The 17,738-nt window shown below is 45.2% G+C and carries 16 protein-coding genes; 6 read left to right on the top strand and 10 right to left on the bottom strand.

Annotation, left to right across the window (positions count from 1 at the left end):
- The first annotated feature begins 670 nt into the window (after window positions 1-670).
- Entirely contained in the window at window positions 671-1,507 is an 837-nt protein-coding gene (locus QUA90_RS16380; protein WP_333446541.1) for a metallophosphoesterase, read from the top strand.
- Window positions 1,508-1,737: 230 nt separating this feature from the next.
- Here the strand turns inward: QUA90_RS16380 and rppA are convergent, their stop codons facing one another.
- The 3 genes from rppA to QUA90_RS16365 form a co-directional block, all read right to left on the bottom strand.
- Window positions 1,738-2,424 (bottom strand): two-component system response regulator RppA, encoded by a 687-nt coding sequence (gene rppA / locus QUA90_RS16375; protein WP_333446539.1) that lies wholly within the window; start codon window positions 2,422-2,424, stop codon window positions 1,738-1,740.
- Window positions 2,425-2,476: 52 nt separating this feature from the next.
- Complete coding sequence (locus QUA90_RS16370; RefSeq protein ID WP_333446537.1) at window positions 2,477-3,127, bottom strand: glutathione S-transferase family protein; 651 nt, start codon at window positions 3,125-3,127, stop codon at window positions 2,477-2,479.
- A 132-nt stretch (window positions 3,128-3,259) separates the two neighbouring features.
- Complete coding sequence (locus QUA90_RS16365; RefSeq protein WP_333323991.1) at window positions 3,260-3,517, bottom strand: hypothetical protein; 258 nt, start codon at window positions 3,515-3,517, stop codon at window positions 3,260-3,262.
- A 198-nt stretch (window positions 3,518-3,715) separates the two neighbouring features.
- On the opposite strand from QUA90_RS16365, the gene hisG reads away from it, so the two are divergent.
- Window positions 3,716-4,360 carry an ATP phosphoribosyltransferase gene (gene hisG / locus QUA90_RS16360; protein ID WP_333076539.1) on the top strand — a complete coding sequence of 215 codons (645 nt, stop codon included), beginning with the start codon at window positions 3,716-3,718 and terminating at the stop codon, window positions 4,358-4,360.
- A gap of 401 nt (window positions 4,361-4,761) precedes the next feature.
- Here hisG and QUA90_RS16355 read toward each other — a convergent pair whose 3' ends face one another.
- The 3 genes from QUA90_RS16355 to QUA90_RS16345 all read right to left on the bottom strand — a co-directional run bounded on the left by QUA90_RS16355 (window position 4,762) and on the right by QUA90_RS16345 (window position 10,215).
- Window positions 4,762-6,219, bottom strand: coding sequence for a response regulator (locus tag QUA90_RS16355; RefSeq protein WP_333323986.1), 1,458 nt, complete (start codon window positions 6,217-6,219; stop codon window positions 4,762-4,764).
- Between the two features lie 226 nt (window positions 6,220-6,445).
- A complete protein-coding gene (locus tag QUA90_RS16350) occupies window positions 6,446-8,659 on the bottom strand; it encodes an ATP-binding protein (RefSeq protein WP_333323984.1) in 2,214 nt (737 codons plus the stop codon).
- 842 nt (window positions 8,660-9,501) lie between these two features.
- Window positions 9,502-10,215 carry a DUF1997 domain-containing protein gene (locus QUA90_RS16345; protein ID WP_333446535.1) on the bottom strand — a complete coding sequence of 238 codons (714 nt, stop codon included), beginning with the start codon at window positions 10,213-10,215 and terminating at the stop codon, window positions 9,502-9,504.
- Between the two features lie 121 nt (window positions 10,216-10,336).
- On the opposite strand from QUA90_RS16345, the gene QUA90_RS16340 reads away from it, so the two are divergent.
- Entirely contained in the window at window positions 10,337-10,996 is a 660-nt protein-coding gene (locus QUA90_RS16340) for an NAD(P)H-binding protein (RefSeq protein WP_333053110.1), read from the top strand.
- 297 nt (window positions 10,997-11,293) lie between these two features.
- Window positions 11,294-12,580 (top strand): glycoside hydrolase family protein, encoded by a 1,287-nt coding sequence (locus tag QUA90_RS16335; RefSeq protein WP_333446533.1) that lies wholly within the window; start codon window positions 11,294-11,296, stop codon window positions 12,578-12,580.
- 257 nt (window positions 12,581-12,837) lie between these two features.
- On the opposite strand, the gene QUA90_RS16330 is transcribed toward QUA90_RS16335, so the two are convergent.
- Window positions 12,838-13,230, bottom strand: coding sequence for a hypothetical protein (locus QUA90_RS16330; protein WP_333446531.1), 393 nt, complete (start codon window positions 13,228-13,230; stop codon window positions 12,838-12,840).
- Window positions 13,231-13,495: 265 nt separating this feature from the next.
- Here QUA90_RS16330 and QUA90_RS16325 point away from each other — a divergent pair, with 265 nt between their 5' ends.
- The gene (locus QUA90_RS16325; protein WP_333446529.1) at window positions 13,496-13,696 is read left to right on the top strand and encodes a hypothetical protein; all 201 of its coding nucleotides are present in this window, start codon (window positions 13,496-13,498) and stop codon (window positions 13,694-13,696) included.
- A 254-nt stretch (window positions 13,697-13,950) separates the two neighbouring features.
- Here QUA90_RS16325 and QUA90_RS16320 read toward each other — a convergent pair whose 3' ends face one another.
- The gene (locus QUA90_RS16320; protein WP_333213079.1) at window positions 13,951-14,199 is read right to left on the bottom strand and encodes a hypothetical protein; all 249 of its coding nucleotides are present in this window, start codon (window positions 14,197-14,199) and stop codon (window positions 13,951-13,953) included.
- A gap of 171 nt (window positions 14,200-14,370) precedes the next feature.
- Complete coding sequence (locus QUA90_RS16315) at window positions 14,371-14,715, bottom strand: hypothetical protein (protein ID WP_015174589.1); 345 nt, start codon at window positions 14,713-14,715, stop codon at window positions 14,371-14,373.
- 207 nt (window positions 14,716-14,922) lie between these two features.
- On the opposite strand from QUA90_RS16315, the gene QUA90_RS16310 reads away from it, so the two are divergent.
- A complete protein-coding gene (locus QUA90_RS16310; protein WP_333323974.1) occupies window positions 14,923-16,431 on the top strand; it encodes an SGNH/GDSL hydrolase family protein in 1,509 nt (502 codons plus the stop codon).
- 306 nt (window positions 16,432-16,737) lie between these two features.
- Here the strand turns inward: QUA90_RS16310 and QUA90_RS16305 are convergent, their stop codons facing one another.
- Window positions 16,738-17,550: an MlaE family lipid ABC transporter permease subunit gene (locus QUA90_RS16305; RefSeq protein WP_333446527.1), complete on the bottom strand. Its 813-nt coding sequence runs from the start codon at window positions 17,548-17,550 to the stop codon at window positions 16,738-16,740.
- Window positions 17,551-17,738 lie beyond the last annotated feature (188 nt).

Below are 17,738 nucleotides of genomic sequence, written 5' to 3'. Positions count from 1 at the left end.
TAAGTTAGGAGTTGGGATTCAATTAAATCTCAGCAAAACTTTTCATTATATCATAAAATTATTTTGCAAGAGATCTATTGAGAAGAAGCGGCTTTCGTCAGAAGTTATTAGTTAACAAGTAGGCAGACGCGACAAAAAAATAAAAGATATTAGGGGCGGGTAAGGCAATAATATATACTAGCCACAGTTTATTATTAATGCAAAAGTCGGCTTCCCCCACGCCATGTTTATTTCCACCTACTCAGTAATAAATCATTAGTAATTAGATAGTGTTTGGTAGGATCAATCCCCGTATGGTAAGCCGATGCGATGGGGATCGGCACCAATCTCAGCTTTGACAATTGCTAAAAGAATATAGATGCGGGGCGGGGAATGCCAGTCTGAAGAGAATTGATCGCGTTTGAAACAGCTTGTTACGAAAGTCATAATTTTATAATAAAAAGGCTGTATTAGTTGGGAGCGTAATACCGAAACAGTTTTGCAATAAAGCCTAACTAAAAATTGGGCATTTCTGTTTGAATTCTCTTGAGGAAATTCCACTTTTTGCGTCCCGCACTGTAGTCATTAGTCAGAGGATATAAAGAAAAGGGAAGAATATCTAGTTTTGCAGTGTTGTCTGTTTATTTGCTAAGCTAGAGGTGGCGCTCTGTAACCAATAAACCTTAGATTTATGCACAGGTTATTAACTGGAAAACTGCGAGTAGAGTATTTAACAATACCCATCGCCAATCTTCCAGCAAATCTATCCGGTACTAAAATTGTACAGCTTACAGACTTTCACTATGACGGGGTGCGACTGTCGGAATGGTTGCTAGAAGAGGCGATTGCAGCAACCAATGAAGCCGAACCAGACCTGATTTTTTTAACTGGTGACTTTATTAGCTATGACCCCGCACCTATTTACGGCTTAGTGCAGCGATTGAAAAACTTGCAAAGTCGGGTGGGAATTTACGCGGTTTTGGGCAATCATGACCACTATTGGCCGGAGGCAAAAAGAGAGGTTACTAAGGCTTTAAATAGCGTCGGAATTCGGGTTTTGTACAACGAAGCAATCTATCCTTTGGGCTCTGAATTGGCTTTAGTTGGGTTAGCAGATTTTTGGTCGGGCGATTTTGCGCCTAAACCTGTAATGACATCCATAAATCCCGCGATTCCTCGGATTGTTTTGTCTCACAATCCTGATACTGCTGAAAAGCTGCAAAATTGGCGGATTGATTTGCAGTTTTCTGGGCACACTCACGGTGGTCAAATTGTTATTCCTGGTATCGGCCCTTTGTACGCTTGGGTCAGAAAAATTGGCTATTTTATTCCTAAACAAATCCGAAAGTTCATTCCTTTTGTGTCGGCTTGGGATCGAGTAGTTACTCACTGGGAATGGGCTAGCGGTTTGCATCAGGTTGGGAGTAATTTGCTGTACGTGAATCGCGGTTTGGGGACTTATGCGCCGGGAAGGCTATTTTGTCCGCCGGAGGTGACAGTAATTACTTTGGTTTGTCAAGATACGTAAAGGCTGGTGTAGGGTGCATACTTTCCCGATAATAGGCAGGAAGAAGGAAGTTCGGCAACGGGTTCGCTCGACGGATGTAACGGATGTAACGGATGTAACGGATGTAACGGAGGTCAGGAAGAAAGAAGAGGGAAGTTCGGCAACGGATTTGCTCGACGGATGTAACGGATGTAATGGATGTCAGGAAGAGGGAAGAGGGAAGAAGGATTTTTGTACAATTTATATGATTTTTAATTGGCTTCTCCAAAGCGATAGCCTCTGCCGTAGACTGTGTGAATTAGGACAGATTCCCCAGGGGCTTCTATTTTGCGGCGCAGCAGGCGAATTTGAGCGGCTAATACATTGCTGCTGGGTTTTTCTGCTTCACTCCACAAATACTGGTGGATTAGTTCGTGTGTTAGCAATTGACCGGTATGGCGCATTAAGTATTCTAATAACTGACATTCTTTTTCTGATAAGTCAATTGTACGATCGCCCCGATAAGCTAATTGATTGTCGTAGTCTAGCTGTAAATCTGCAACTTGCAGCCGCCCGACAGCAACCTCGGCATCAAAAGTAGGAGGCCGCCGCAGCAAGGCGCGGACTCTGGCTAGCAGTTCTCGCAGTTCAAAAGGTTTGACTAAATAGTCGTCTGCACCGGCGTCGAGTCCTTGTACGCGATCGTCTACGGTATCTTTGGCGGTGAGAAATAGCACTGGCGTATTCCGTCCTTGCGATCGCAACTTCTGGCAAATTGTCAGTCCGGTTTGTCTCGGCAGCATCCAATCCAAAATTAGCAAATCGTAATTGCCCTGCATTGCTAAATTGCTGCCACTTGCTCCGTCAAATGCCACATCAACTGTATAACCTTCGCGGCTTAAGACTCGACTCAAAGGGTCAGTTAACTCAACTTCATCATCAACTAAAAGAATCCGCATCCTGATTTCAAATTTGAGATTTGAGATTTTAGGTTAAGTAAACTGATTTTTCCTAGATTTTAATGTGTGGAATACTTTCCGTTTCGCTGCAAGCTGCTGCTACCCATTCCTGGATAGCAGGCAAGGCCAAAATTGCATCCGCATAAGCTTTTGCTACTGAATCTAATTTGACTCCGTAGGTGATAAAACGCATCACAACTGGGGCAAACATAGCGTCAACTACTGTGAATTTTCCGAACAGCATATTGCCACCTGTTCCAAAATTTTGACGGCATTCGCGCCAAATGGAAAAGATGCGATCGATCTCTGCTTCTACACCGGGAGTCATCCCTTCTCCCGGATAGCGGTTGCGGCAGTCCATTGGCATATTTTCGCGCAAATTTGAGAAGCCCGCGTGCATTTCGGCGCAGATGGAACGGGCGATCGCCCGTTGGGCTACATCTGTGGGCCACAAATCATGTGCAAAGCGTTCTGCAACGTATTCGCAAATTGCTAAAGATTCCCACACTTTCAGATCGCCGTCGATTAAAACTGGCACTTTTCCCGAAGGAGAATAGCGCCGAATTTCCTCATGCGTTGTCGGCCAGTCTAAGGGGATTCTCACCTCGGCAAATTCCAGTCCAGCTTGTTTCATCGCCAGCCAAGCGCGCAGCGACCAAGAGGAATAATTTTTGTTGCCGATTACCAGAGTCAATTTGGTCATAATGTAGCTGTTAGCTATTTCCGATCGCCCGTGCAATTTTAAGTTTTAGAGTTGAATATACAAAAGCGTGACACACAATGGCGATCAGGCGATCGGCTCGTTGTCTGCACCAGTCTCTGCAAGCATTTTACATTAACAGCCTCCCAGCGTTCCGCGTTTTTCTGCAAACTGCGATCGGGGGGCGCGATCGAACACGCTGGATTTCATATGAGATGAGAAGCCTCTGTCCCTGGGGATTCTGGCGTGGTTAGCGCTAGGTACAGCTACTGTATAGTCCATTTCGTCCCTCTCTACACCACCGCCTGAGAGGATTTCATCTACTGTAATCTTTTTCAGGGAATCGGGGTCTACACTGTGAAAATTCCCGTCAAATTCTTGATTGTTTTCCATACCGACCGCCATTGAAAAACGTGACGAAATAAAAACTTACTAAATATAATATATACCCAAACAAAGGATAGAGCAATACCCGAAATTTATTTTTCCCTAGGAACTCTATGTGTTATTCTGAGTTTGGTAAAAGCTGTTTATGCTTAGGCCGCGCTCTCCCCCTTCCAAAATTAAGAAATTTACCCTCTAAAAATTGACATGATTACTGTTGCACTTCCCAAAGGCGGATTGTTAGGAGATAGCATTCGGCTGTTTAAATCGGTTGGATTAGACTTCAGTGCTTTTCTCGATTCATCTAACCGACAACTTCAAATATATGACCCGACAGGCACTGCCAAAGCTTTGCTAGTAAGGACGCACGACGTGCCGGTTTATGTGGAATACGGTCAAGCGGATTTGGGGATTGCTGGCTATGATGTTTTGCGGGAAAAAAAGCCGAAAGTTGCTAATTTAATTGATTTAAAGTTTGGCAAATGTCGGCTGTCGGTGGCGGTGAAGGAATCTAGTTCTTATCGACGAACTGTGGATTTGCCTCCTCACGGTAGAGTTGCTTCTAAGTTCGTACACTGTGCCAGGGAATATTTCCACAATTTGAATTTGCCGGTGGAAATTGTGCCGCTTTACGGTTCTGTGGAATTGGGGCCGATTACGGGTATGTCGGAGGCAATTGTGGATTTGGTTTCGACTGGCAAAACTTTGCGGGAAAATGGTTTGGTGGAAATTGATGTTTTGTTTGAAAGTTCCGCTTATTTGATCGGTCATCCTCTGAGTTACCGTTTGAATGCGGGGGGGGTGAATGAGTTGATCGGGAAGTTGAGAGAGCAAGTTTTGACGACTGTTTGATGCGAACTCCAATTACAGTAGACTTATTGCATAAATCCTTCATTGATAGGGAAACCATAGACGCAACGCAGGATAGTGGGGGACTTTTGCAATAAGTCTAAACTATTGTAGGGTGGGCTTGTAGCTGGGAGCATCTCATATTTGTAAAAACACTTCTTCTGGCTCCTTCTTTCTTCCTTCTTCCTCTTTCCTCCTGATATCATTTCCGGTTACACTCATACATGATGTTGACGGTTGACGGTTGACAGTGGATAGTGAACAGTCAACCGTCAACAGTGAACAGCGAACTTGAATTTACTATTCCGATGCTAACGGATTTGATATGACTCCTAACTCCAATTTCTAGCTTAGCTGCTTTCATTGAGATGCTCCCCTTGTAGCCCGCTCTAAAAGTTAAATCTTTATGAAGTGCTATTTGCAGGTAGTAAACCTAGTTTTTCCTGGCAGCGATTTATATAAAAACGGACGACTGTATCAGCAGGGTTTTGTTCGATTAGTTGCTGAAAATATCCCAAGGCTGCGACAAATCTTTCGGATTGCCATCCTTGAATTCCTTTGTCAAATAAACCCTGGGTAAGCTGCTTTGCCTCCGAGTCGGGACAGGAGGCTGCCCAGATTTCGTAGATTTCAATAGCTTGCTGCTTGCCGCGCGGGGTTACTCGATCGATCCAGCGATAATAATAATTGTTGCTGGGCAAATGGCTGTCAGCAGCAGTCGCCCCAGAAGTAGAAATAATACTCTCCTGTGTTTCCACTTCTAAGTCGCACTTTAATAATAGACTTTCTTTTGAGTAGGAGTTGGAACTTATGCCATTTAGAAATTCTCTCGCACGAACGATCGCATTTTCGCTAACAATAATTTGGCAACCGTATATTTTAGTTAAATTTTCTAACCGAGAAGCTGTATTTACCACATCACCGATGACTGTAGAGTCCATGCGGCGATCGGAACCCAAAGTGCCGATCATGCCGATACCTGTGTTAATTCCCGTACCAATATTGACGGGAGATTCTAAATTGTATTTATGGCGACTGGCATTAAATTCTTGCAAAGTTTCTTGCATTGCTACTGCGGCTTCGATCGCATTCATGGCGTGAGAATGAGGCTTGTCAAATACTGCCATGATTGCATCGCCTAGGTATTTGTCAATAAACCCGCCGTGAGACGTTATGCACTCGTTCATTTTAGTAAAAAAAGCGTTCAACCATTCAAAAGTCTCGCGAGCTTGTTGAGATTCGGCGATCGTAGTAAACCCGCGAATGTCGCAAAATAAAACAGTCAGCTCTTCTTCTGTAACATTGCCCAACTGAATAGATTCTATTCCTTGCGGCGCAATTCGTCCGAGAAGTTGCTCTGGCACAAATAGCTGAAATTTTTCTGAAAGATATTCGTTGGCTTCCCAAGCTGCGGCGATTTGGCGTTTGCTTTGCTCTTTTACCTGCTGGTGGAATTGGGAAGATACAGCTTGCGATCGCATTTGACTCAACTGCAAAATATTTTCAACTTTTGCCAGCAACAAACGACTGTTAAAAGGTTTTGTCAAATAATCATCGGCCATCATTTCTAACCCTTTGATGCGAGACATATCGTCATCGAGGGCAGTTAAAAAAATCACCGGTACAGTTTGCAATGCCGTATCCTTACGCAGGCTCTCGCACACATCAAAACCGTTCATCTCCGGCATCATAATATCTAATAAAATTAAATCGGGTCGAGATGCGCGGGCAAGGGAGAGGGCTTCAGCGCCAGATAGCGCTGATACTGTAGCGTATCCTTTCATGAGCAATAACTCTTCCAGTAAAATCAGATTAGCTGGCTCGTCATCAACCAACATGATGCAGGGCGACTTGTTTGACATGGAATATGATATAATATATTGAATTTAGCTCGGGAGTTGCGCGTGGGGAAGCTCGAAAACTGGTTGATTCCTATATTTCTCCTTACTAAACTCGATATTTTTGGTAGGAACCGGATTTCGGAGGCAAGTGCGGGCAAGTCATATAGATATTTATCTACTATTGAGTTTAACCTTTCTTGTTATCAATTATCATAAAGGGCAGTGCTGGAACTGCAAATAATTATTGTTAGCCAAGAAAAGAACGGACTGTAGCGATCGTCAAATTCAAATCCAGTGGCTTACTCAAATAAGCAGAAGCGCCAGCTTCCAAACATCGCTCACTGTCACCGGGCATCGCCATCGCCGTCACCGCAATCATCGGTACCGAATCCCAGACAGGATCTGCTTTCACTCGGCGCATCAACTCAAAGCCGTCAACATCCGGCAACTGAATGTCCATCAAAATTAGATCCGGCAGCAACTCCGGGGCTGCTGAGGCGGCGAGAATACGATCGGCCATCGCCTTCCCATCCGCGAGTATCTCTACCCCGTACCCCTCCAATTCCATCACCTCAGAAATTAACATTTGGTTAAAAGGCTGGTCTTCGACAACCAAAATCCGCTTCCTGGCAATTGGTAAAGCAATCGCAGAAGCAGGAACTAACTTGGTATCCAAAGCACAAGAAGCAAAGTTTCCCAACTGTTGACGCATCTCCGTCAAGGGCAGCCAAACGCGGAAAAGACTTCCCCGATCACAAACAGATTGAAAAGAAACAGTTCCCCCGTGCAATTCTGCCAGACGCTTAGTCAAAGCCAAACCCAAACCTGTACCTTCGTGCCGCCTAGTCAGCGAAGAATCCACCTGTTGAAAAGGTCGAAATAGCAAGTGCCAGCGGTCTTGAGGAATGCCGATGCCGGAGTCTTTAACCTCAAAACAAAAATAAGGAGTGCTGGCATTTACAGGAGAACAATCCGGCCGGTAGTCGCCGTTTATTTCACTGCCGTAGACCAGACGCCCGCTGAGTTTAACTTGTCCCTGTTCAGGGGTAAATTTGATGGCATTGGAAAGTAAATTAATTAGAATTTGTCGCACTCGCCGTTCGTCGAGCAAAACGTTAGTAATGCGGTAGTCGAGTTCTAAAGACAAACTGATCCGCTTTTTGTCTGCCCGTGGCTGCATCATTTTCATACAGTCTGTCGCAAGTTCTTGAACGCGAACAGGCTGTAAGTTTAGTTCTACTTTCCCGGCTTCAATTTTAGAAAGATCGAGAATATCGTTGATTAGCTGCAACAAGTGCTGGCCACTTTTTTCGATCAGTTCTACATAGTTGATTTGTCGATCGCTCAACTGTCCGGCCGTTTGCCGCAGCAGCAAGTCAGAAAAGCCGAGAATGCTGTTGAGAGGCGTCCGCAGTTCGTGGGACATTGAGGCTAAAAACTCGGATTTCAACTGAGAAGAATACTCTAATTCTTCGTTAACTTGGCGCAGGTTCTCTTGTGTCTGAGCCCGCTCGATCGCCGCCCCCAGAGTCCGGCAAGCAGCCTCCAGCACTTCTTGGTGGACGGCGGCTTGCAGTTTTTTGATGTTGCGGGACTCCAGCGTCAGCACTCCGATGATCGTGCCGTTGGTAGCTGCGATCGGAAAAATGCCGAGTTGTCCGATTCCCGGATGCCGAAATTCCGGCACGGCATTGGGATGTTGGGCATAATCCTCGACAAACACAGGTTTACCAGTTTTCACCACTTCCCACAGCAAACCGATGCCGTAGGGAATGCCTTGGTCGAGCAATTCTTGCATTCCTGCGACTACGGGTTCCCCGTAAGTAGCCAAAAATTGACTAGAAACTTGGTTGGAAATCGCCGACGCTTGGCGATCGTTTCCTTTGCCGTTAATCACCTTAACATCTCCGAAAGCTGCATTCATTGCCTCTACTAAATAGGTGAGGGCAAACTGACCTATTTCTTGCAAACTGTCAGATTTTTGCAGGCGTTCGGTTAAACCTAAAAGAAAGCTCAGCCGCCTGACTTCTGCGTTCAAGCTAGCTTGGGAGTTTCGGTATACCGTAACGTCTCTAAAGGTAAACAGCCGTCCGCCGCTGTTGGTAATCGTGGCGCACACCTCCAAACAAACCGCATTGGATTGCTCGAAATAAAATGATAAACTTTCATGCTGAGATTTTTCGAGTGCTTGCTGAAACTCTTGCCACTGTTGAACAGACAAATAACCCCGATCGACAATTTCCGCAAACAGCAAGTGGCACTTCGGCTTTGTTTCCAGCCATTCTGGGGACAGTCCCCAGATTCCCGCCAATTTTTTGTTAAACAAAACTAAGCAGTCAGACGAGTCGAACAGAGCGATCGCATTGTCTACTTGGTTGAGAATCAGTTCTTGGTCTGCCCTCAACTGGTGCAAGTCTCTCTCCATTGTCTCTGTGTGTGTAGCTCTTAGTTTCGTTGTCATAACTTTCTAGGGATATGGCAAGAGTTATTTTATAACCCCTTACTTAAGGTGACATAATTTTAGGTTTTTGGGCAGTGAGGGCGATCGATCTGCCTTGTGATCTGAGACACTTGCTGGTTTCGGAGGGCGATCGGAACCCGCTTTGAACTGCGTCGGCTACATTGCTTAATCATGAGGAAATAAGGAGGGAAAGCATTATGACAGAAGCAGAATCTTTTAATAACAATGCTCTCGAACTTGATGGCATCTGACTTGAAACTATTGTGTCTAACCCTGTGCTAAATTGACCCATAATAAAAACTAATTCCGGTGATAAGAAATCAGCATATAGCAATTGTAAATCATTTGTGAGTTTCTTACGGACTCCCAGCGGGTTCGGGGAGGGTTGGAGTGGGTAAAAAAAATACGACTCCTGCAAGGATTGCTATATGTCAAATGCAATCATGACCTTACCCTTAAATTTTATTAGCAATAACTTGATGATAGGGATTAACTGCTCAAGCAAGTATTGGATTCAAAAACATAGGCATAAGGCGCCCCCTAAGCACCCGGAGACAGTGATATCAGTTTCAAAAAAGCAACTGTAGACTCGTGATCCCAACCCATACACAATCAGTTATTCCCAATAATTTAATCTACAATTGTGCGAGTGAAAGTTCACGCAGAAGTCTAACTTATGAGTAGTGTGTGCAGTGCAGACCCTACAAATGTGAGTTAAGCTAATCCGCATTTAAATTGCAGAGTAAAATAAATCTTTACTCTTGTGGGGAGTAGGGGTTGGGCAGGAGATCCCGCACTTAACATACAATTTAAATGCAGTACAGCTTAGAGCGTAAGTCTCGTTAATGTTTCTTAGGATTTTTCGGAAAAGGAATGCCCAAACTTTCGTGAAAAACAACCTGAGTTTTATAAGTCAAGCGCCGGTTAACTTGTTTGATGATTTTTTCCAAAAGCGCATCGCCGGTTTTTTCTATTAAAGGTTGAGACATTGATCGAATAAACTTAGGAAAGCAAACTCCCACAGCCAAATCCAGCTTCCACGTAGTAATGGTAATCGCAGGCGGCAGCTTAGCACGTTCCGAGCTCGGCCAATCGGCGGCAAATTCCTGAGACGGTATCTCCACTAGCTTCATTGCCGATCGAAAATCCACTTCATACCCAGGCGAGGTATAATCCGGAACCGGAATAGTCTTAATCAAATAGCAGCCTTCAGCATCCGGCGGCAGCAACTCTAAACCAATTCTCGCTTCCACACGGTAGCCGAAAGCCCCAAAACGCCCGATTAATAAATCATAGCCGTTTTCTCCGAGCGGCTCGGCCTTCATCGGCGAAGCGCACTGGCAAAACCAAGTCTTGTGGTTGTTCAAATGCTGCGCCACCGTCTCCGCATCGGCATACATCTCCATGCTGTCTTCAAAATGCGTGTGAAACCAAATCGGCTCAACTTCCTCTCCTGCATCCGCGCTTCCACTTTTGGGCTGTTGGAAACTCCCATCTGGGTAGTAATTTTCGTCAGAAGCTTCAACAGTTTGATATTCAGCGGAATCCTGCTTCATTGTATGCTCTCCTGTTATACACGCCAATCGATCCGGTTGGGGATGTGTTAAGGAAGTTTCCTCCCTACAATTGAGAAATTGATAGTAACAAAACTTACCCTAATTCAGCATAACTCGACTTATGAAAGCATTTGTAGCAGGAGCCACAGGTCAGACTGGTCGCCGCATCGTCGCAGAATTGGTCAAGCGAGGTATTCCCGTGCGCGCCTTAGTCCGAAATCTAGACACAGCTAGACAAATTTTACCACCGGAGGCTGAGTTAGTTACTGGTGATGTATTAAATGCGACTTCCCTGGGCGATGCTATCGGCGATAGTACGGTATTGCTGTGTGCGACAGGGGCGGCCCCTGGTTTTGACCCGACAGCGCCTTACAAGGTGGATTTTGAAGGTACTAAAAATTTGGTGGATGCAGCTAAGGCTAAGGGCATTGAGCATTTTGTGCTGGTGACTTCTCTGTGCGTCTCTCAGTTTTTTCACCCGCTAAATTTGTTCTGGCTGATTCTCGTTTGGAAGAAGCAAGCCGAGGAATATTTGCAAAAAAGCGGCCTAACTTATACGATCGTCCGTCCGGGCGGTCTCAAAAATGAGGATAATTCAGATGCGATCGTCATGACTGGTGCCGACAAAATGTTTGAGAGCAGCATTCCCCGCACCAAGGTAGCCCAAGTGTGCGTGGAGGCGCTGTTTCAGCCCACTTCTCGCAACAAGGTTGTGGAAATTGTGGCGAAGTCGGAGGCTCCGCAAAAGAGTTTTGAGGAGTTGTTTGCCAGTGTGATTTGATTGAATTAGCCTCGCTTGGGTTCGGTGCGTCAGACCAAAAACACTTTGATTTGGATCTGAGATGTTGCACCATTGTCAAGAACAGGCTTTCCGGCCTGTTCCACAAAAAGTGCATTTTCTTGTGGGGAGTAGGGGTTGGGCATCCTGCCCGCCCAAAAAAGGCTTATCGAGAATGGTGCAAGATGTGAGTTGGGTCAAAGATTGGGGCTGACGCACCCTACAACAATTTTCCGATCGCCAAATCTGGCAAAATCTTAATAGTTTTACGATTCGCCGTTAAAATTTCCCTCTCTCAGCATGAAAACTCTCAAGTGGCCAGCTTGGTTCCCCTATCCGATTTCGTGGTTAAGGGCATTTGCTCTCGCTCAGAGTTTTAGTTTTGTCCTTCGCCGGGGCATTCCTTTTGTCAGCGACTATATCGGCTTTCTGACTCTACTGCTGGCGGCTTGGCTGATTCAGTTGCCTTTGTTTTTTGTGTTTCATTTGTTCGCCGTCAAAATCTTAAATCCCTTACTAATTATGCTGCCGGGGCGCTTTCGCGTGGCGCGCAAGTTCAAGCGCCGGCATACGGGTATTCGATCGCACTTGCGAGAAGGCTTGAATGCTGTTGTAGTGATTTTTTTTGCCTTTAATCTGTCGCTGTTGGTGCAACTTGCGATTTTTTATTGGCCAGCGCGATCGATCGATCCGGCCCAGTTGCTAACAGGAATATCTACTCTGACCAATGTTGCCGTAGCGGGTGAATTAGATTTCTGGTTGAGCAAATTGGCGGGGGTTTTATCGAGTCTAACGCTGGTAGCCGCGCCGCTATATCAATACGATTTTCGGGTGCGCCGGATGCGGGCGGCGCGAAAATGGGTCGAAATTTCGGAAATGGAAATGACTTTGCTAGAAGCTGAGAAATTTGGCCGTCGAAAAATAGGTTTGCTGAGGCGATCGGAGATTCAAATCCTCGGATTTATACTTTTAATCGGCGCTGTGATTGGCGGCGGTGTTTTTTTGGTTGACAGTTTGCGGGGAAATCAGCAGTTATCGCAGTCGGTAAGCGGGGTGGGAAAATTTCCGCCGCTGGCTATAAAAACCGGAGATCCTTACATTCGAGCCCTGATGCGAACTATTTCTGCTAGCGAGTCGAATGTTTCTCGGCCTTATCACGTGGTTTACGGTGGCAAATATATATTAGATTTGAGCCGCCATCCTGACTGGTGCGTGAAGATTGTTAATGGCCCGAATCGAGGCAAGTGTACTACGGCAGCGGGCAGGTATCAATTTCTGACTACGACTTGGAAGGAGAAGGCTAAGCGCTATCAGGCACGTCGTGCTAATTTTTTATTCTGGGAAGATTACAGTTTTGAACCAGAAGATCAGGATGCTGTGGTTTATGCTTGGTTGAGCGATCGCAAGTTTTGGAAAGCTGATATTCCTGAGATGTTGCGCCAGGAAAGATTAACTGATGTATTGCGGATGCTTTCGGGAACTTGGACGAGTTTGGGATATGGAATTGAGAACAATTCTATGAGTTCTCGTTTGCCGAAAGTCTACCGGGAAATGCTGCGGGAAGAATTGGAAAATGCTGGTTCTTAGGGAGTTAAATGTTGGCTGTTGACTGTTGACTGTTGACTGTTGACTGTTAACGAATGTTATTGGTTATTAACAAGCCAAAGCGATTAAGAAATAACCACTAACAAGTAACGAATAATATCGTTTTCGGTTGCATCGGGATCATAAAATAGAGTCAACAGTTAACACTCAAATATTCAGTTTTTCGACACCTCCTTCAACAGTCAACAGTCAACAGTCAACAGTCAACAGTCATTCCGGTGTAACCGGAATTGATATAACTAATCCTTCAATTTTGGTAAAAATGCGGTCAAACATTTGTACAAGTCTAATCCCGGCCCTGCTTGCAGGGGATAAAGCCTGTCGAAATTAATGGGGTTTCCCGGTGCTAATTTCCACTCGGTTTCCTGTGCTGTTTTTGGGGAAATTTCGATCGCTACGGTGATGTTAATAATGTTGTTGTGCTGGGGGATGCCCCGGAAGCAGTAACTTTTGCCCGTGCGTTTGTCGGAATCGCTGCCGGTGATGTATCTGTCTTGTTTGCGAAATTGGATTTCTCGAAAAGGTCGATCGATCGCAAAGGAGTCTCGGTAGCGGTAGTCTCCGTCGCGCAAGCTTTCGACAGTCGGTCTGATTTGAGCTATCACTGTTGCTGTACTAAGAGTTAGCATCATTGATCCGCGTTCCTCCTGTAAAATCGGTGATTTTGATTGCTGGTGTCTGTGTCGTCGCGGGCGATCGGCTTAAACAAACCAGCCGTGTAACAAATTAATAAAAGCCGTGAAGCAGTTTAAGTTGATCCCTAGCTATCGTGAATAATTATTTCATGGTTTCATCTCTGTTACCTATCTGAGTAATAATAGAAACATACAGCAAGCCGTGAGAAATTTTACGGGCGCATATTTAGGGATTAATTGACGATACTGCGAGGATACTGCTATGTTGTGCGTGACGCGAGAAACAAGAAATTTAGGGGGGCTGGAAACCGAAAATTCCCAACGGCGAGGCTCTTTCACCTCTGCGTCTAAAAGTACCCGTATTCTGCGATCGCGAGTTTACAAAGATGAGGCTCTGGTGTCGGCTGCGCTAGCGGGACTGCCAGCTCTTTTGGCATCCCTCGAAAGCTTTCGCGAGGAGTAGAACCTGGCATTTTCTATTGCTATATATTGCGCGTGGATGCTTGTGATAGCGGCTGCCAACCGAGCAAGGGCTGTTTTGATTGCACCTAAAATCCTCCTCGATTTGAGTAGAGTTTTGCTGTGCTGAACTATTGCAAGACTCAGAAACCTGGTTGTTTATACAAAAACATTTTTACAGCCCTTTGTTATGGTATGAAAAATGGTATAAAAACCAGGTTTATTGGTATGTGTCCGTACGTCTTGTGTTAACAAAATTTATTTGTCAGTGTCATCGGGTGCGATCGATGCCTCTACCTCTTGGGAGGAACGGCTTAACATAGAGTCGTGCAGGTGTTCGTTGTGCTGCCTTTCTTGAGCCATTAATTCTCTGGCTTTTTCTTCAGCAATTCCCTCGCCATGTGTTTCTAGCTCGTGGGAAGAACGGTTGAGCATAGAGTCGTGCAAGTGTTCGCTATGCTGCCTTTCGCGTGCAATTAGTTGTCTAGCTTTTTCTTCGGCGTTCATGGTAGTCTCTCCAAGTGTTTGTGAGAACTGATTCTTATATTAAAATGCCACAATTCGAGGGTAAATGTAGCAAGATTAACATAAATTTTTACAAAAAATTGTAGAAAAAAATGTCTAAAAAAAATTGAGTTTGCTGGCGGTGGGTATGGGGATCGGTGGTTGCTGAGGTAATTATTGCCAGACGCCGGAAAATATATTCTTGACTGCGATCGCAATTCGATTTAAGTCTTCCTTCAGCAGCGGCGGCCAAGAAACTCCTCTGCGGAGTCCAGCTTCAAATTGCTGCAAACCTTCTACTGACAGTAAATGCAGTGCCGAGATTAATTGTCGATCGAGCATTGGAGATTCTTGCAGCCCTTCAAACAATATTTTTAAAGCTAATAAAATCGATGTCACCTGTCCGGGTACGGGCGGTTGACCTTGTTTGAGACGCATCAGGAAGGCGTCGGGATTTTTCTTGGTTTCCAGGGCGGTTCCTTGGTCGATCAGAAAACTGCGGGCTGTTTTGTAATCCATTTGACGTGCGATCGATCGGAGTGCAATTAATTAGCAGGCATTATATCACTTTTTGTCGCGCTCAATTTGGTAATATATTTCCATACAGCCTACACTACAGCTACTCGTGAGGTTCGCCCATAAGCAGGTTACAGCTACTGATAGACGCGTAGCATTCATCCCACAGCCACCTTAAGCGAAGTGAAACGGACAGGGAAAAATAAAACAATGGCAAAACAAGGAAATAGCAGAAAATCCAAAAAAATTTATCGCTACTTGTGGCTGATTTTTTTGTGTCTGAGCTTTCTGTTAGTTCCGCTCATCAAAAAAATAGCGGCCGATACGCCATTCCCCCCACCCGCTCCTATGGAAAATAGTGCTACTTTTGGAGCGAGGATTCAAAGGACGATGGGGCTACTTGCAGCTAGCACTCCAACAGACCGCCGCCAAGTGCGTATCCTATTCTACGGTCAATCCATCACAGAACAAGATTGGTGGAAAGATGTAGTAAAGGATTTGAGACAGCGATTTCCCAATGCAGATTTGATTGTGGAAAATAGAGCAATCGGAGGATTTTCCGCCCCGATTTTAATCCGTCCCAGCGAACACGATTTGTATCCTTTTTATCCAGACTTGCTCATTTTTCACGTCTACGGAGGCGGTGAAGATTACGAAGCCATAATTGCCAATGTCCGCAGCCGCACTGCTAGCGAAATACTCTTGCATTCAGACCACATCGACTGGATGCCGACAGGCAACAGCGACGATCCAAATTCAGTCAGCAGATACGAATGGCACAACACTCATTCTACTCAATGGCTGCCGGAGTTGGCCGATAAATACGGCTGCGAAATCGCGGAAATTCGCGAACCTTGGCGCAGGTATTTGAAAGATAATCGCTTGCAGCCCAAACAGCTATTGAGGGACAGCATTCACCTCAACGATTGGGGAAACTTTCTCCTAGCTGCTCTGATAAAACCCCATCTGCGATACAAGCCAAATTCTCCTCAACCGCCGCAGGATTTAGTGAAAACCTATACAGTTGGCAGGGATGTTAAGTGGCAAGATGGCAAGTTGGTTTTAGAATTTGAAGGGAATAGAATAGATGCGATCGCCGATAAAACCTTTAACGGCAAGGCAATTTCTGCTAGAATTGCGATCGACGGCAAAAAACCCTCAGAATTTCCTGAACTTTACACCATCACCAGACCTAGCCTTAGCCTTGGCGTCTCTTGGCCGGCAATCATCCAAGTATCCAGCCAAAAACCGCTAATTGTCGAAGATTGGAAAGCCATAATTACTGAGATTAACAGCGACGCTAGCAAGTTTAAATTTGACGTTGTAGGTTCTAAAACAGGTTACGACGGCAGCGGTACAAACGACGAAATGTTTGTCTCAAACTCTGGCCGCGTCGTGATTGAGCCGAGAAACTGGTGGCTGAAAAATTCTTATGAAGAGTCTAAAAAACCGACGCCTAAAGGCTTTGAAATTTCCTGGCAGGTGCGACCAATGTTTGTTGATTCATACGTCCCTCCACAAATTACAGATTCAAGCCGCGAGTATTATACAACATTGGCTCAGAATTTGAGCAACTCCAAACACACCCTCGAAATCGTTACCGAAACAGATGGGAAAGTGCCTATTCAGGCAATTCGAGTGTATCGCCCTCCTTTCTCCAATCTCCCATCGGAAGTTGAGAGTTTTCAACCGCAGATATCAGCGGATGAACACGGATGAACGCTGATAAAATTGCATCAGCGTTTATTTGCCTTCATCTGTGGTTTAAAAAATCTTCATGTTGATTTTATAGCAATGGCCTTGGCGGGGTAGGGCGTTAATGATTGTTCAAATCATTAATATTTAAGCATCTTGACCAAGAATTTCTTGATGGTACCCGCCACGTGATTTATCCATGGAATCAATCCAAAATCTCAAATCTAAAATCCTCAAGCCCCCGCATTTATCCCTGGGGTCAATCCAAAATCTCAAATCTAAAATCTCAAATCGAATGACTCCTGACTCCTGCTATTATCGCCAAGATTATCAACTTCTCGGCATCCCGAACTCGTGAAACATCAACAGCGATAAAAACAAATCCGCGACAAAAATCAACACCCAAGAAGTTACCACCGCCGCCGTTGCAGCTTGGCCTACTCCTTTTCCTCCGCCCATCGTCGTCAATCCCCAACCGCAACCGACAAGGGCAATTATCAACCCAAAAATAAAACTTTTAATCACCACAGTTACTAAATCCCCAGGCCCCAAAAAAGTCCGCACCGATTCCAAAAATACCGACGGTTCCAAATTATAAAAATTAACCGCCACAAACAGCCCGCCCAAAATCCCCACCGCTACCGAAAAAATTGTTAAAATCGGCAGCATGATGCAGCAAGCTATCACCCTCGGCACTACTAAATAATCAACCGGATTTGTTCTTAACATATACAGGGCGTCTATTTGTTCCGTCACCTGCATTTCTCCTATCTCCGCCGCAAAGGCCGAACCTACTTGTCCCGCCACCACGCCCGCCGTTAAAAGTGGTGCTAATTCGCCACAAAATGCCACAGCAAACGCACCTCCCATAGCCCCAACCGCCCCAAAGCGTACCAATTCTCTGGCTGATTGAAATGTAAAAATCATGCCCCCAAAAAAGGCTATTAGTAGCACGGATCGGAAAGAATCGAGGCCTACTGTGACTAAATGTTCCATGATTTTGCGGCTGTCAATTTTGCCTTGGAGTATGCGTAGCAGAACTTGGCCACCCAGGAACAACGTCACAAAAAAACGCTGAAACCACCTGTTATTGAAGGTTTCATCTAAATGTCGATCGTACTTTTCTTGGTCTTTTTTAACCAATGACGGAGGGCTCGCGATTAATTGCAAACAGGGCGAGGCACTGCCACATAGAGATTTTCGGCAATCCTACAGCAATTATTGCACGATTTGTCAACATATATTTTCAGTCTGCCTGCCCTGCGGTTGGTTTACTCTACCTTTTTAGATTTTTGATTGGCAGTGATTGATTCTGTGGTAATCATCACTCA

This window comes from Microcoleus sp. D3_18_C4, assembly GCF_036702355.1.
Taxonomy (GTDB): domain Bacteria; phylum Cyanobacteriota; class Cyanobacteriia; order Cyanobacteriales; family Microcoleaceae; genus Microcoleus.
Note: the sequence above shows the minus strand (reverse complement) of the source record. Positions and strands in the feature narration are given on the sequence as shown.